General features: G+C 61.8%; 10 protein-coding genes. All 10 read right to left on the minus strand.

Going from position 1 to position 15,373, the window contains the following annotated elements; genetic code table 11:
* Window positions 1–624: 624 nt before the first annotated feature.
* The 10 genes from P8Y39_02580 to P8Y39_02625 all read right to left on the minus strand — a co-directional run bounded on the left by P8Y39_02580 (window position 625) and on the right by P8Y39_02625 (window position 15,373).
* Window positions 625–2,457 (minus strand): hypothetical protein, encoded by a 1,833-nt coding sequence (locus tag P8Y39_02580; protein MEJ2191221.1) that lies wholly within the window; start codon window positions 2,455–2,457, stop codon window positions 625–627.
* Window positions 2,458–2,592: 135 nt separating this feature from the next.
* On the minus strand, window positions 2,593–3,081 hold the full coding sequence (locus tag P8Y39_02585; GenBank protein MEJ2191222.1) for a cytochrome c3 family protein: 489 nt from the start codon (window positions 3,079–3,081) through the stop codon (window positions 2,593–2,595).
* 178 nt (window positions 3,082–3,259) lie between these two features.
* A complete protein-coding gene (locus P8Y39_02590; GenBank protein ID MEJ2191223.1) occupies window positions 3,260–5,644 on the minus strand; it encodes a cytochrome c3 family protein in 2,385 nt (794 codons plus the stop codon).
* 181 nt (window positions 5,645–5,825) lie between these two features.
* Window positions 5,826–7,052, minus strand: coding sequence for a cytochrome c3 family protein (locus P8Y39_02595; protein MEJ2191224.1), 1,227 nt, complete (start codon window positions 7,050–7,052; stop codon window positions 5,826–5,828).
* Window positions 7,053–7,123: 71 nt separating this feature from the next.
* Window positions 7,124–8,857 carry a cytochrome c3 family protein gene (locus P8Y39_02600; GenBank protein ID MEJ2191225.1) on the minus strand — a complete coding sequence of 578 codons (1,734 nt, stop codon included), beginning with the start codon at window positions 8,855–8,857 and terminating at the stop codon, window positions 7,124–7,126.
* Window positions 8,858–9,009: 152 nt separating this feature from the next.
* Entirely contained in the window at window positions 9,010–10,614 is a 1,605-nt protein-coding gene (locus P8Y39_02605; protein MEJ2191226.1) for a peptidyl-prolyl cis-trans isomerase, read from the minus strand.
* Between the two features lie 87 nt (window positions 10,615–10,701).
* Window positions 10,702–11,799, minus strand: coding sequence for a hypothetical protein (locus P8Y39_02610; protein ID MEJ2191227.1), 1,098 nt, complete (start codon window positions 11,797–11,799; stop codon window positions 10,702–10,704).
* A gap of 45 nt (window positions 11,800–11,844) precedes the next feature.
* Window positions 11,845–12,390, minus strand: a complete 546-nt coding sequence (locus P8Y39_02615) for a hypothetical protein (GenBank protein MEJ2191228.1) — start codon at window positions 12,388–12,390, stop codon at window positions 11,845–11,847.
* Between the two features lie 33 nt (window positions 12,391–12,423).
* Window positions 12,424–13,032, minus strand: coding sequence for a hypothetical protein (locus tag P8Y39_02620; GenBank protein MEJ2191229.1), 609 nt, complete (start codon window positions 13,030–13,032; stop codon window positions 12,424–12,426).
* Window positions 13,033–13,060: 28 nt separating this feature from the next.
* A complete protein-coding gene (locus tag P8Y39_02625) occupies window positions 13,061–15,373 on the minus strand; it encodes a hypothetical protein (protein MEJ2191230.1) in 2,313 nt (770 codons plus the stop codon).

A 15,373-nucleotide genomic window follows, 5' to 3' on the forward strand; every position in this document is an offset into this window, starting at 1 on the left:
GACGGCTCGTCATCGACCACCAGAACTCTCTTGCTCATCCGCGCCTCCGTTCTGGACATTCTTAGACATAGATATCAGTGCAACAAACATGCCCGCCGCGGCGATGCCGAAATTTCAGCCTCCACCATGAACCAAGGTGTTTGAAACGGTGAAATAACCAATCAACGGCATGGGTATTTCACCACTTCATCGGAAAAAACCCATTCTTTACGCCACCTTCTCCACCGCGAACCACGTCCATATATGTCCACCCTGCTCCGGCTTTCCCGGATTGTAGCAGCAAGGGGCTGCAACCGCAAGTTACTTTCCTCCTCTGCGCGGCGGCCGCCGCGCAGAGCAAGAGCGGGTCCCCTTTCGGACTGCGAAAAAAAGAGAAAAAAGCATTTATTCCCGGAAAACGCATCGATTATATCATAACCGGCTTTTTCATCGGGCATTTTATTCAGGGCAAACAGAGGCGTATCATAACCGGCTTTTTCATCGGGCATTTTATTCAGGGCAAACAGAGGCGAGAGAGGCGAAACCCCCTGGTCATTTCCTGGCTTGACGCTCGTCCAAAGATTACATTATCAATGGCTTATTGCGTAGGGGGATATGAGAGGGAGCAGCGGGATACCGCGCGGCTCAGTATCCCAGCTCGGCCAGCCTCTGGAGCTGATGCCGGCTCCGAGAGGGGAAATGCTCGTAGATGGCCTTGGCCTGGGCGTACCGGCCCAGGGCGAAAAGGGCGTCGGCCTTCTCGAGATTGAAAACGGGATGGTAGGGAGCGGTGGACAAGAAGACGTCCTCCATCCGGACGACCTCGGCGTAGACGTTCTTCTTGGGCATTGCGTAGCTCCGGATGACGGGCATGTTGCTTTCCCTGGCGCGGAGGAAAATGGCCGTGTTCCGGTCGAGAAAGACGAGGCGCCAGTCCGCATCGCCCACGAGCCTCATGGTCAGCGGCACGCGCACGCCCGTATCGCGGAAGACGACGGGAGAGACGACGAAATTCACCCCCCGGGCATCCAGGCTCTCGCGCCACCCGGGACCCGCGTTGAGAATTCTATCGGCCTCGACGTTGACCTCGCTGCTCAAGGCGCGTCCGTCCACGAACACCTTGTACTTGGGGTAGAGCGACCAGATGAAAAAACCGCCCCAGTTATAGAAGTTGTACATGGGGGGCGCCACCGGGGTCTCGCGGAGAAAGGCGGCGGCGCTTTTCGGATACCACGCCGTAACCCACGTGGTGGCCACGCCGGGAGCAAGCAGGAAGGCCGATTTGTAGTACGCATACATGTATCCGCCAAAGGCCACCGAGAGCATCAGCACCACGGTCGCGGCGGCACGGGAAACAGCCCGGGCGGTTACGCCCATATCCTTGAGCTCGACGATGCTCTTGCCGGCATAGAAAGGAAGAACGGCCAGCGAGAAGAGCTGCCCCCGGGCGTACGTCTCGGCAAACAGGACAAGGAAAGCCACGGCGAGAAGCTCGGCCAGGTCCACGCGCCGCCTCATCCAGTACTTGAGCACAAGCAACAGGGCGGTCACCCCGGCCAGGGCCCAATACGTAAGAAGCCAGCCGTATCCCATCTGCTTGTAGAAGTACCGCAGGGGAAGATACTCAAGCAGCGTGGTGGCCACCCAGTTTGTCCCGCCGGCCCCATGGGAGGGCTGAGCCCCCGCTCCCAGCATTGCAAACGAAGACTTGAGGTAGGTCCAGAAAAAATAATACGTGTTTGGATTCGCAAAGGAAAAGACGATGGCGAGGGCGCCCACGGCGAAAAAGGCCGCACCCGGCCCGGCTGCGGCCGACCCGCGGAGCTTTCTGAGCAGAAGGAGAAGACCCTCGGCCGAAAGATAGAGAAGGAGAATGAAATTTCCCATGATGTAGCCCCCGTGGACGTTCGACCAGAAAGCCATGGCAAGGGGCAGGAGAACCCAGGTAAAGTCGGCACCCCGTCGTCTCCTCAGCCTCTCAAGGAGCATGACCACGACGAGAGCCAGGGCGAAGGAGAACCCCTGGGGACGTTCGAAGGCATAGAAAAGCTTGGCCGAGAAAACGATGGCCGGGTACGCGGCGACCGCCAGTGTCGCCAGGAGCCCCGCCTTCCTCCTCCACAGCCACAGGCACAAAAGAATCGAGGGAAGCACGATGAGAAGGTTTCTGAGGAAAACCACCCCGGCGAGACCCCCGGTACGCTCGGCCATGTACGAGAACACCTGGCCCAGCCATTGCGCCCGCAGGCCTCGTATCTGGTTGTCCGTGAGGGGCTCGGGCACCGTGTAGGAGAAAAGATCGCTCGAGGGAAGGCTCTTTGCTTCAACAATGTACTCACCCGTCTTCAGGTGCCACCAGAGGTCGGAGTCGTTCAAGGGGTACTTGAGCGCCACGCCGAAACAGTAAAGAAGGACCAGCACAGGTATCAGATACCCCGCCGTGCGCTCCAGTTTATGGGAAGGCCGGGGAAATGGCATGTACAAAGGTTAGTTTAACGAACCCCCCGAAAATATATCAATTGCCGACGGAGGGCAACCGTATCGTCTTCTCCCCCTCCGAAAAGAGGCGGCGCCCTGCTTCCGGCTCCTCGAGCTCAGCGGAGGCGGAGGGCCCTAAAACTCGTGGCAGTGCCCGCAGATTTCAAAAGCGTCCTGCGCTTCATAACGGAAAAGAGTGGGCGAGCTCGACGCGTGGGGGTTGTGGCAGCTCACGCAGCCGAAGGGCTCCCCGGGGCGCTTGGGGTCCTTGGGTCCCTTGAGGGGGTGTCCGGCCGTCACGTGGGAGCCCTCCTTGATGTCCCCGTGACAGCCCGTGCAGAGGGCGTTGCCCTTTGCCAGGAGGAGCTTGGCGTTCTCGCTGGTGTGGGGGCTGTGGCACTGCAGGCACATGCCCGCCGTGACCGGCATGTGCACCGTCTTGCCCGTGAAGGCGCCGGTCCCGTGGCAGCCGAAGCAAAGGTCGGGCACTCCCGAGGAGAGGCCCTTCTCTCCCGTAAAGGCGTGGGGAATCTGCGAGGCGTCCACCCCACTGTGGCAGGACGTGCATCCCATGGAGACGGCCGGGTGTACGACCTTGCCCTCCGCTTTGTCAGGATGGCACATGGAGCAGTCCGGGGTTTCCCCTCGGGACAGGCCCGGCAAAAGAAACAGGACAACGGCACATATGGCAAAAGCGGCTGCCTTCGGCATCTCAACCTCCAGTGATGCTTTTCTCACAGGATAAGACAACTGAAAAAAGAAAGTAAACAGCGCCCCACATCCGAAACGGCCTCGCCGCGCATCAGGGCTCGGCACCCACCACGGGGTTGGCATGCATCATGTGGCATGAGGCCTGGCAGTTGGCGGCAGTATAGCTCCACGGGGCGGCCTTCTTGAACCCCGATATGACCAGGGACATGCCCTGATAATTATAAGGTGCGGGGTCCGTGGCATAGCCGATAAGCCGCGAGCGCTTGGAGCCGTGGGGCACGGCCACGTGGCATTGCACGCACTGCTTGTCCTGATGGTTGCCCACCGAATGAGGCAAGTTGTTCCAGGCTCCTCCGTTATAAATGTCGTGGCAGTTGTTGCAGAAAAGATCGGGATTGCCGGCGTCGGCAAGGGTCCAGGGAAGACCGCCCGGCCCCGCCGGCCAGTACTTGCCCGTGCCTTTCAGCATGAACTTCACGTTTGAGCCGTGGGGGCCTTCGGGCTCAAGCAGCGTGTCCTCCTGCCCGTGGCAGTCGGAGCAGTACATGCTCTGGGCACCCACCTGGGTCCAGGGGGCCTTCATGCCCGAAGCCGGCAACGCCTGCGGCAGGGAGGAGCCGGGCATGTTGGCCAGCCCCACGGCCACCGGATGGGCCGACTTGTTGTTGGGGTTGAACTCCCAGGCCTGGTCGGTGATGTACTGCCCCGAAGGCCCCACGATGGCCGAGACACTGTCAAGCTGCGTGCCCAGCCCGTAGTAGGAGTGGCACTTGAAGCATATCTGATACTCGTACTGGCTTCCGTCCGGATAAAGGGGCGGCCTCTGCTCGGTGAAGCTCGTCGGCTGGGTCCAGATGGAGGGCCAGGCCGGCTCCACGCCCCAAGTGCCCTGGAGGGCCTCGGAGACGGCATTGCCCGGGGGCGTGTGGGTGTCTCCGGCGGGGCCGAGCGCGTGGGCGTTATGGCAGTCCGAGCATTCGGCGTGCCGGTTATCCGGGCCGAAGCTGGTTCCCCCGGGCTGGCCGTTTTCGGGGAGCACGTGGCGCCCCGTATAGGCGTGCGTGGGATGGCTGTATGTTTTGGCGAACTGGGCCTTCACGTTTTCGGCGGCTCCCGCCTGAGTGCCGTCGTGGCACGCCTCGCAGAGACTCTCCTCACGGGCAAAGGCCATGCTGTTGATAAGCCCCAGAGAGTCGGAGAAGCCGTGGGGGTTATGGCAGTTGTGGCAGTTGCCCGCGTCGTCGAGCGCGGGGCCGGGAGGGCTGGGGTCGGGGCTCCACAGCATGTTCAGGCTGGTCGCGTGGATGGAATCGTCGTACTTCGTCTTCCCCTGGTATATGCCGTACCGGCCGTACCCCAGGGGCATGCCTTCCAGTGTGAACCGCTCATGGCACTCGTAGCAAAGCTGGTTCTTGAAGGCGCCGAAGTTGTTCTCAAACAGAGCGTACTGCGAGGCCCCCTGGCCCACAGGCGGCTCGGGCTCTGCACCCTGGACGCTCGCGTGCTGCTCATGGCACTGCCCGCAATGCCCCGGGGTCGCATAGGGAAGCGCTGCGCCGATGACGCTCCGGTCCGCAAACATGCCGTGCTTGGTCGACATATAGGTGCCGCTCGCCACCGGAGCCAGAAGACTATACGAATTATAAATGCTGTATTCGGTCGGGCCGGCCGGAAGAACGGTATCCGTGGGATGCCGGAACCACGGCGAAGCCAGACCCACGTCCGCACTGCTGTGGTAAGTCCCGTGGCATTCGGCGCAGAAATAGCTGATGGTGTTGGTGATGGCATAGCCGTTTGCGCCGGCGTATTCGTTATGACTGAAGACGCTCTGGTCGTACTCCCAGTCGGGGGCCTCCTTGCCGCTGATGCCGTTGAGGTAGCGGTAGCTCCGCCCCACGGAGGAGCCGTCCAGCGGCGCTCCCCTGTCATGGTGCGCCCCGTCCATGGCCATGAGCTGGTCGTCCACCGGGGCCTCTCCGTGCCCGCCGTTCAGACCGTGGCACCCCCGCGTACCGGCGCATCGAAGCTGCTCCGTATAGGAGCCCCCGGAAGGAAAGGCCCCCCCGGGGGGGTCGGTGCCCAGGAGGTCGTCGGGATTGGACGGAAGGACGTTATGGCCGTTTGAGTCATCGAGTCCGACGTAATAGAAATTGCCCCCCGCCAGAGGATGGGCCGGGTCCGCCAGGTTGTTGACCACCGGCGTGTTGGTCACCGGAAGGCCATAGATGGTCTCCGAGGACAAGCTGCTGTGGCATCCCAGGCAAGAGGAAACCAGTAGCCGGGAAAAGGGAGTGGCCAGGGGATTTCCGCTCAGGTCCGTTGCCACGGGCTCGCCATTCTGGCTGTTGTGCATGGTATGGCAGTCACCGCAGACACCCCCCATTATCTTCCCCCTGGCTGGAGAGGAGAGCAGGACCATCCCCGCCGCGAGGAACGCGGCGCCCAGGGCGACGGAGAGAACCCTGCTTTTCTTCACTGCACCTCACTAAAGCGCATACCGACCGTGATTACTGAGCAACGTTCTATGATACCATGAGAGGCCCCCGGCGGGGGACAGGAAGGAGAGGGGAGAACCTTATTTCGCGCCCCCGGAGGAAGCGACGACGCATTTTCCGAAAAGGGCGGACCGGCCGCGACCGACCTCGGCCAGGGCGGGACTAATCCTCCTTATGGCACTGAATGCAGAGCTGCCGCTTTCTGTCGTACTGCAGCATGTAGTCGGCCCGGGCATCGTGCAGGCTGTGGCAGGATATGCACGTCAGGACCTGGCCGTTACGCGGGTCCACGACCCCCTGGCCCAGGGGATGGGTGATTCTGTGCTGGCCCGCATGGCACTTCGAGCACAAGGTGATGACATCCGTCTTGAAGTAATGGGGCTGGCTGGAGTGCATGGGCTTGTGGCAGTCGAAGCATTCCCTTTCCTTGTGCACCTTTTTCAGCGACTTTTTCATGATGCCTATCTTCTTCTCGATGGTGTCGTGACAGGTAAAGCAGACCGACGACTCCTTCTTGGTCAGGGTGTCTCGCATGGAGGCGTGGTAGTCATGGCACAGGGTGCAGGGGTTCTGGGCGACCATGAGATGGATGTCGTCGTCCCTGAAATTCGTGGGGTCCTTCTCATGGCAACTGAAACAGAGCTTCTGCCCCTGGGCCCACGTCGTGACGGGCTTGCCGGGCTCGATGGGATTGTGACAACTCTGACAGGATTTGGCCATGAAGGGGGCGTGCCCCTTGGGTCCGAAGAGGCCGGCCACCTTGCCGTTGTGCCCCGTGTGGCACTGCGTGCAGTTGAGCTTCTTGGTGATGTGGGTTATGGAGACCCCGTTCACGTTGCAGCCTGGTTCATGGCAGCGCTGGCAGAGCGCGTTGGGCTTTGCCACCAGCTGGTTCTCCTCCGAAGAGGCATGCGGGTCGTGGCATGACGCGCAGCTGCCCGCGGCAAAGGGGGCATGGACGACCGGGTTTGCGAGCTGCTCCTTCACCCCGCCGTGGCAGTTCCAGCAGAGGTCCTTCTCCTCGGATACAAGGAGCTTCTTGTGCTTGCCGCTGTGGGGGAAATGGCAGTCCGTGCAGGTGCCCTGCAAAAGAGCGGAATGCACCCCGCCCTTTTCCAACCGGGCCTTCATGTCGTTGTGGCAGCTCAGGCAGAGGGCGGTGATTTCTCCCTTGACCAGCGCCTTCTTGTCCCCGGCGTGCACCGCGTGGCAGGACAGGCACATGCCCTGCTTGAACGGGAAATGTACCGAGGGGTCCTTCAGGTTTTCCTTGAGGTCGGGGTGGCACCCAAAGCAAAGCTCGGGGGGCTGCTGCCTCAGCTTCGTCGACGCAGAGGCAGGGGGGACCGCGAAGGCTAAAGCGGCGGCAAGCACGCAGAGGAAAACCACCGCAGCCGCCCTGCGCGGGGCCGGTGACGGAAATCCTGCTCTATTCATGGCACGCAATGCAGTCCCTCCTCTCAAAGGGTGCGTGCCGCACCTCTCTCAGCATCCCCGCCTCTTCCGTGACGTGGGGCGCATGGCAGCTCCGGCACTGGCCTATCTCGCTGAGCGACGATCTGCTGGTGGCAGGAGAGGCAGAGTTCCTGGGGCTGGCTCAGGAGCTGGTGCTTCAGCCTCGAGCCGTGGGGGCTGTGGCACGCCGTGCACTGCCCCTCCTCGACGGGCGTATGAGGGTCCTTGCTGGCCATGACCTTCTTCTTGACGTCGCCGTGGCAATCGAAACAGAGCGACGTGACCGGCTTGACCGTCAGGGCCTCGTTTTCGCTGGCGTGGGAGACGTGGCACGCCCCGCAATCACGGGCCTCAAAGGGCTGATGCACGAGGTCCTTCTGCACATTGGGAATGAGGTTGTCATGGCACCGCAGGCAGAGGTCCGCCTTGGCGGCTTTCAGGAGGTTGTCCTCCGAGGACGCATGCGCCTCTTGACAGGAGCCGCACTGCTTTTCCTCCACGGGACGGTGGACGTAGGTCTTTAAAAACTCGTCCTTCTTGTCCTCATGGCAGGTGTAGCAAAGCGCGGTAAGCTTTGTTTTCATCATGCGGGGGTTGTTGCTCCCGTGGGCGTCGTGGCAGCCGACGCACTCGGCCTCGGCGAAAGGGGCGTGTGTGTACTTCTCTTTCAGGCTCTTCCGGATATCCGTGTGGCAGGTGAAGCATATTTCCTTCTCGTCGGCGACCAGGAACTTCTGGTACTTGGAGGAATGGGGGTCGTGGCAGACCACGCAACCGCTTGTCTTGATGGGCGCGTGAAGGGCGGCGACCCCTATGTCGGGTTTGCCCTCATGGCAGGACGTGCACAGCTTCACCGGGTCCCGCCTGGTCACGTCGGCGTAGTCGCTGGCATGGGGGTCGTGGCATTCGAGGCACTTCCCCTCCTGCACGGGCTGGTGCTGCTTGCCCACCGCAAACTGCTCCTTCTCCTTTGCGTGGCAGCCGTAGCAGAGGTTCTCTCCCTCCGCGGCCACCTGAAACGGTGCTTCCCCGGAGGAGGGCTTGTGGCAGGCGCTGCACTCCCCCAGAAGCGGCGGATGCACGGACTCCCTCAGGAGCTTGTCGTTGGACGAGCTGTGGGGCGTGTGGCAGCTCGTGCAGGTGCCCCGCTCCACGGGATAGTTCTTGTGGGCTCCTTTGAAGGACGCGGCCCCGTAGTCATGGCAGCTCCGGCAGAGCTCCACCTCTGGCTGTACCAGGTTGTCCTTCTGGGCGGACCCGTGGGGCGCGTGGCAGGTGAGGCAGCCGCTGGTGACCGCCGCATGCACGGTGCTGCGCGTGAAAGGAGCCCTGTCGTGGCAGGTGAAGCACTGCTCGTTGCCCGGCTGTTTCTGGAGCGTCTTGTTTTCCGCGGCGTGAGGGTCGTGACAGGCGAGGCATTTGCCCTTCTGTATGGCCGAATGTATGTGGGGCATCTGCTTGACCTGCGCCTGCATCTCGGTATGGCACCTGAAACAGAGGCGGCTCTCAACCCTTTCCACAAACGCCATGACCGGAAGCCGGCCGTGGCGCACGTGGCATGCCTCGCAGTCCTTCTCGGCCATGGGCGCATGGACGAACTGCTTGTTGTACTCCGAGAGCTGTTCGCTGTGGCACTCCAGGCACGGCTTCGGCTTGAAACCGAAGCCCCCGGAGGGCCTCCGCTCCTTTGGTGCACACGAAGCCAGAAGGCCGACCACCCCGAGAGCGGCGAGCACCACGAAAATCAGTCTTGCCTTCCTGTGGCCGGAATTCATTGGGCGTCAGCTCCTCTGGTTGGGCTCAAGCCCGACGTGCAAGGGCAAGAGCTATTCTACTCGTACTCTTTCCACCCTGTCAAGGAGCGCCGCGGGGCGCAGGCAGCGGCAGTCCGTCAGGGGCGCGCTCTCAGCCCTCTCAGGGATTGTTCGATCGAACGGACAACGTCTTCGTTGACCTTTATGTCGGCCCCCTCCATCAACTGGGAGACGTACTCGCTCCGGATGCTCTCGAACTGGCTGCGGAAACAGGCCCTGCCGGCGCTTTCCTTCACCTTGGCGAATTCCCAGACCTCTCCCTCGTCTTTCTCCTGCAGGCGGATTATCCGGTAGTCCTTGCCTACCTTGACCACCGGGCTGAGCTGGCCCGGCTGCAGTTCCCTGACCACCGCACGCAACTCGCCGGCGAGCTCGGCTTCCGTCCGCCAGCCCAGGTATCCGCCGCGCTCCCGGGCCGCATCCACCGAACGCGTCTTCGCCACCCAGGAGAAAGCCGCACCTCCCCGAAGGTCCTCCAGCACCTGTGCCGCCTTCGCCTCGTCCTCGACGGTTATCTGCATGAGCTTGTAGCGGGCGGGCTTGAGGAACTCCTCCGGGTGCTCCTCGTAGTACCGGTGGACCGCCTCGTCGGTCACGGATATTTTGGGAAATACGGCCTTCTGGTAGAAGGCGTTCTTCAGGAGCTGCTCTTTGTAACGCTCTATGCCGGTCTTTACGTCTGGTTCGTCGAGATAATTTCTGCTGAGCGCCTCGTGGTCGACGACTTTCACGTTTATCCAGTTTTCAAGGAGGTCCCTCTTCGTCCGTCCGGGCTTGGCGTTTTTTATCCTCGCCGCCATGTCGGCGGCGGTAAACGTCTGGTCGAAGACGCGGGCCAGGACCGTGGCGTCGTTCTCCCACTTGCCCGGCTCCGCGCTTATCTCTTTGAAGAGCTCCTCGTTGACCTCGATGTCGGCCTTCGCCCTGAGCTCCTCCAGGTACTGGCTCTCCCTCTCTCTTGTTTTTTCATCGAGGACGGCCTTCTTCATCCTTTTCTTTATGTGCTCGAGGTCGGCTTCGGGGGGGTCCTGCTTGTTCAGGTATTTCACGATGTAAAAGGAACCGTCCCCTTCCTCGATGATGCCGGTCGCCTGCCCTTCCTCAAGCTGAAAGACCGCCTGCGCCACCTTGGGAGTCCCAAGCAGCGAGCGCTCCGACAGAGGCATGCTTTTGACGTCGCCTGCTTCGTCATCATAAAGGGTCGAGTACTCCTCCACGACCTTGACAAAGTCGGCGCCCCCGTTGATCTTCTCCAGGGCCTCCTCTGCGGCCTCCCTCGTCTCGGTCTTGACGACGAGGAGGTTGTAGATTTCAAGGGTCTCGTTGTAGTAGTCCATGATTTCCTCGTCCGTGACCGCGACCTTGTCCAGCACTTCCTCCTTATGCAGCCGGACAACCGCCTCCCGCACCTCGTAGGCCCGCAGCTTCTGCTGCACGGCGGGGTCCCGCTCAAGCCCCATGCGGCGGGCCTCCTGGACGATCAACTTGTCTTCCACGAGGTTCTGCACGTAATCCGACAGGTCCAGGGCGCCGCCCTTGGAAAGCTCCTCCTTCCGGTGTGCGACCTCCAGGGCGTAGGCCAAGTCCCCCTTCATGATGGGCTCGCCGTTTACCACGGCCAGCACGTCGTCGCTCCTCCTGCCCGGGAAGGACGCGCAGCCCGCGACGACCGCCATGAGCATTACCGCCACCGTCGCCCATGCTGCCCTTTTCGCACGCGAACACCGTACGGCTCCCTTTATCGTGTCCTTCAACGTCTCACGCATCGATTAATACCACCTCACATTTTCGAGTTTAACTGTCGCCGCGGCCGCGGCTTCGTAGGCCGTCTGAATCAGGGACTTCGTCTGCTCCCAGGTCAGCAGCACCATATCCTTCTCGCCCGTGGTGCGGACGCTGTCGTACCAGAGTATCCTGTTGCGCCGGGCGTCCAGCAGGCGTGCGGTCAGCTCCACCTTTGGCGGCAAAGCCGCACTCCGCTTGTCCAGGAATTCGTCCACGCTTCCCAGCAGTATGCCGTCGGCGCCCAGGGAGTCCGACAGCTCTTGGATAGTCTCATGCCGCATCTCGCCCACGGGCCCCATCCGCAACTTGATCAGAGCCTCCCGTACGTTACCGTACTCGATGACGTCGAATCGGCGGCTCTTGAAGAGCTCCACAACAACTATGTAGCTCGCCACGATGCCGACGTGGGGGGTCTGGGTGTTGTTCTCGAAGGGAATGACCGCGATCTTGAAGGTGGATTCCTGTTGCAGCAGAGGCATGGGTTGCACGGTGAACGTCTCCAGGAGGCGTCCCGCAGCCTTCGGCGCAAGGTCCTCCAGAGTATCGATGCGTCCCAGGCCGAGGGCCTTGGCGAATTCCTCCCCCGAGGCCGCACTCTGCTCGGCCCAGACGACCCGCCCCGTCTTCGTGTCGATGAGCCGGGCCGTCAGCCCCAGCTGCGGGTCATCCTTTTCGGCGGCATAGAAGATGCAGCCGACGAGCACCGACCGCACTCCCAGCCGCGCGCCCAGGACCGCCGCCACGTCTTCGGGAAGGGAGCCGAAGGACCTGACCCTCATGTCCAGGAGGACTTTCTTCAGGTCATCATCGTCCACGAGGTCTACGCCCTTTTTCCTCATTTGCTCCTTAACGGACGCCATCACCAGGCCCCGCGCTTCGTAAACGTCGCTGAGGTTCTGGAAGGGCAGGACGGCGACCCTGTTGGGCAACTCCCCCCGAAAGAGGACGCCCCCGCAGCCGGACAGGGAAAGGGAGGCAAAGACGGCCGCGACAAGAAGCGCTTTGTGCAAACCCGAGCGCCGCGCCGCCCCGGTGCCGCCGGAGACGGGAAACCCCTTTGTGCGCACGTCAGACCCCCTCATTCCTTTCTCCATGAGTCTCCGCATAAGGAAAGCCACTGTGGTCTTCTAGTACTGGGCGAGCGTCCCAACCGCTTGCCGCACGACCTTCATGGCCGTCTCACTCATCGTGGGTACTCGGGCTCCCAGGTGCTTCGTGGCGAAGCCCGCACCCCCGGACGTCTGGGTCACCGACCAGATAACCGTGCCGGAATCCGTCTCGGCCATCATCATCGTTACGGTGACCTCCGGGGCCAGCCCCACGGCGCCGAATTTCTCGACAGTGCCGAAGATGACGGCCTGCACCTTCAACGCCTTGCCCACACCGCGGATTTCCTCCGCACTGAGGGAAGAAACGTCCTTCACCCCGACGCGGTTCATGGCCGCCACGACGTCTCCGGGGACAACGATGTCCACCGTCCCCGAAGCCAGGAGCTCGTTTATGACCATTTGCCTGACTATCTCTCCGGCGTTTCTCTGCGGTGCGAGGTTCTTGAAGGGAAGGACGGCGACCTTCTTGATGTAGGAGAAATCGACGTCTCCGCGGATGTGATACGACGTGGGATTGCCGCTGCTGCACCCGGCAAGCACGGCCGCCGCGGCGAGAATTCCCATGAGGAGCCGATGAATTTTTTCAGAACGCATGGCCTAAAATAACACGTCCACGGCTTCCTTTACAACTTTCCGGGCGGTCTCGCTGACCGTCAAGGGCTCCGCCCCGAAGTGCCGGACGGAAAAACTCGCCCCGCCGGCGTTGTGCCACGACGAGGCTATGATGTGTCCGGTATTCGCATCGTAGAGGGTCAGGTGGATGGATACCTCCGGGTACGTGACCCTGGAGCCCTTGTGCATCTCGTAAGCGCTGACCGCTCCGGCTACGATTGCATCGACGTGCAGTCTCCCGCCTATCTGCCGCATCTCCTCGGCCGTGAGGGTCCTCAGGGACCTGATCTGCAAGTCTATGAGCACGCTGTTGACCTCTCCCGGCTCCACGATGCGGATGCCGTGGGCAAGGAGCTCCGACATGACGGCCTGTCTGACCTTCTCGTCGGCGCCCTTCTCCCCGGTCAGGTTGTCCATGGGCAGGACCCCGACTTCCCGGATGCCTTTCATGTCCACGCCGGGGGCGACATGGGCGCTGGGACGGTAACCGCACCCGGCAAGAACAAGCCCCCCCAGCAGAAGAAAGACGGTGAGGAAAACCCCCGCCCGGGGCGTTCCCGCCCTTGTCCCTTGCCTTGGCTTTTTCTCTTCCACGCGAACAACCCCTTCCGAGAATTAGAAACTACCGCGCGCAGACCCTTCCACTCAGGGTCCCCGTGAACACATGGCTCTCCGTTGTCTTCTCCCTCTTGCTGCGGGAATAGCTGTAGGTGAGGCGCAGGCTCAGGAAGTCCGTGATTTCCCATCTGCCGGAGCTGCTCACCGTGTCGCTCGTGGCCCCGGGGTTGGTGTCGGAGTGCGCATAGCTCGCGTTCAGCCTGAAGACGGGCGCGGGCAGCCAGTTGGCAGAGACGGCCTCGCTCGTCCGCGTGGAGCTCTCCGTGTCCTGGAAGTTGAAAGCGCCTGAAAAATTGAGGAATCTTGCCGGACGATAGCTGGCGGCGAGCGTGGACTGCACGGAGGTGGTGGATGCCGTCTCGCTCTCGCTGTGCGACACGCTGTATCTCAACGTCGAGAACAGCTGCTCGGTGAACCGGGCATCGATGTTTCCGTTAAGCGTCGTCGACGTCGACTCGTCGCCCGTCTCCTCGTCCTTGGACATGCTGTAAACCGCATCCGTCAGCATGTTGACGCCGCGATACAGTTTGGTTCCCACGCTCAGGACAAAGGAATGGGATGTGCTCTTTTTCTGCGAAAAATCGAACCTCTCGCTCCTGGCGGCGTTGAAATGAATGTCCACCGTGGGAAGCGGGGCGGATGACAAAGCCAGGGAGTAAGTGTTGGTGCTGTTGTCCACAAGGCCGAGGTTGTCGAAAAACTCGCTTCTCTGCGCGCGCAGTGAAGCAGTGAGGTATTTCTCCAGCGCCCTCCAGTTTACACCGCTTCCGTAACTGCGCCGGACGGAGCTTACCTGCTTGCCGCCGCCCCCGATGTCCTTGACGAAGAGGTTCGCGAACGTGCCCCCCATGGAGCCGGCGATATTCTCGGGCTGCGCGTCGCTCCTGTCCACCGAGGCGTTGACGTCGAAGCTCCATTTCCGGAAGGGGGCCACGCTCGCCGATACCCGGAACCCCTGTATGATCACCTCCTCCTCGCTGGAAAGCTTTCCGGTGGTGGGGACCGCCTCTATGCCGTAGGCCTCGATTTCCGTCACGCGGACGTCCGTCACGAGGGGCACGGTCACGGCGTCCACGGCCTGTTGGTTGATGACCTTGAAAAACGGGCCCGTCTGAGGGGAATCGAATACTATCTCGTACCTGAAGATGTTTTCAAAGCCCGGCACCGATACGGGGCTGACGGAGTCCAGGTGCGACGCAATGTGCTGCCAGTCGTCGTTATTTGTGGGACTGACGAACGCCTCCCAGGGAATCGTAAGCGAAGCTCCATCATCGGGCATGGTGCCTTCCACCTGTACGTAGACGAAAATCCTGTCCACGGTCTGCGTGGCGTCCTGTATCTCGATTCCGATGTTGTGAAAGCGATTTTCGGGTTCGCCCAGGAGGCTGATTTCCGGAGATACCGGCTCGGCAAGACGGGGGCTGGTCGAATCCAATCCGGCATCGATTAACCCGGTCACTGCCGTTGTGCTGAGCACCGGCGCATTCCCGAAGAGTTCCGTCTCCACGCCCAGAGCGTACAGGCCCACGAGCGGGGCCCGCCCAAGGAGGACGTCGCCGGTCCCGCTTATGAAGGTCTGCGTCACGCTCCGCGAGTACGTGCCGCGGTAATTTGCCCGGACGTTCGCGCGACCCTCCCAGAAGGCCCGCCTGTAGGAGATGGTGTACGCCCCGCCGTACTGGTTCCGGATGGTCTCGCTTACCTGAGTAAGCGGGGTCTCCGTCTCGGAGCGGTCGTAATTCAGGTTATAGGAGGCCCGAAGGTCTCCCGCCCGGAAAGTGTCGTTCGTGCTCGCCGCATAGCGGGTGCCCGTCGAGTCCGTCCGCCGCACGGGAAGGTGGTCGAACGTTTCCCGTCTGCTGTACTCCAGCAGGACGGGAGGGAAATTCCCCACGTGAAGCTGGAGACGCCCGTAATAAAACTGGGTGGTGAGGCGGGTGTCGTTCTCCAGCTCCTTGCCGTTGAATTCTTCCTGCCGGCGGTAGCCCGTCGTCAGGTCATAGAAAGGGTTCCGCACCATGACGTCCAGAGAGGGCGTAAAGGTACGCAGCGAGCGGTCCCTCGTTACCCCTTCGGCCGACAAACTCCGGTCCGAGACGTTGACGCGCAGCCCCGCTCTGTAAGAAACGTACGGGGTGACAGGCCTGGTGAGGTCAAGGAAATAGTTCTGGTTCAGGCGGCTGAAGGACGAGGTCTCCCGGCCGTCCTCAAAGGACTTCCCGGTGCTGTACGTAACGGTGCCCCTGCCGCTCAGAACCGCCCACGCGGGCGAAGAGAGGCAGAGCAACCCCAGGCACAGAAGAATCCACCATCGCAA

The sequence above is a fragment of the Nitrospirota bacterium genome (assembly GCA_037386965.1).
In the GTDB taxonomy this organism is placed as follows: Bacteria; Nitrospirota; Thermodesulfovibrionia; order Thermodesulfovibrionales; family JdFR-86; genus JARRLN01.